This is a genomic window from Kurthia sp. Dielmo, from assembly GCF_000307285.2.
Taxonomy (GTDB): domain Bacteria; phylum Bacillota; class Bacilli; order Bacillales_A; family Planococcaceae; genus Kurthia; species Kurthia populi.
The window spans coordinates 1-670 of the sequence record NZ_CAEP01000186.1; the positions used below are offsets into that span (position 1 = coordinate 1).

Below are 670 nucleotides of genomic sequence, written 5' to 3' on the forward strand. Positions count from 1 at the left end.
ACGGTTTATTGCAAGATAAAGTGGCTGTTTGTCAGGGCTACGCAACGGCGGCATATGCATTATTAAAAGAATTAGGGATGGAAGTACGTTATGTCGTAGGGGTAGCTTATGATAAAGATGGTAATCCGCAAGATCATGCGTGGAATAAAGTAAAAGTGGACGGTAAGTGGTATAACTTAGATGTCACGTGGAATGACCCAGTACCAAATCGTGCCAATAGCGTGTCACATAAATACTTCTTATTGAGCGATAAAACGTTAAATAAGGATCATGTCGCCACAACGCCGACACTTTATCCAAAAGCAACGGATACAAAATATGATTTCTTGAAGGATACCTCTTCTGTAGCGATAAATGGCACAATGATTTATTATGCGAATGATAAGAAAAATCAACAGCTTTATTCATATAATAAAAAAACGAAAAAGCATAAGCGTTTAGCGGCAATTCGTGTACAAGATTTAGCGTATTATAACGGTAAACTATATTTTAGCAATTATTCAAACAGTGGCTATTTAGCGAGTATCAAAACAAATGGTAAGTCATTAAAAACGTTGAAAAAGAAATTTAGCACGAATGTGTATATTAATAAAAATTATGTGTACTATTCAAATGCAGGAAAGAAATATAAATTAAAAGTATCTTAATAAAAAAAGAGGAAGTGCGATTA

General features: G+C 34.0%; 1 protein-coding gene. It reads left to right on the top strand.

Translation table 11 applies throughout. From position 1 onward, the window contains the following. Window positions 1–647, top strand: a 647-nt coding sequence (locus KTHG_RS00075; protein WP_139991785.1) for a transglutaminase domain-containing protein, incomplete at its 5' end; no start/stop codon positions are given. Window positions 648–670 lie beyond the last annotated feature (23 nt).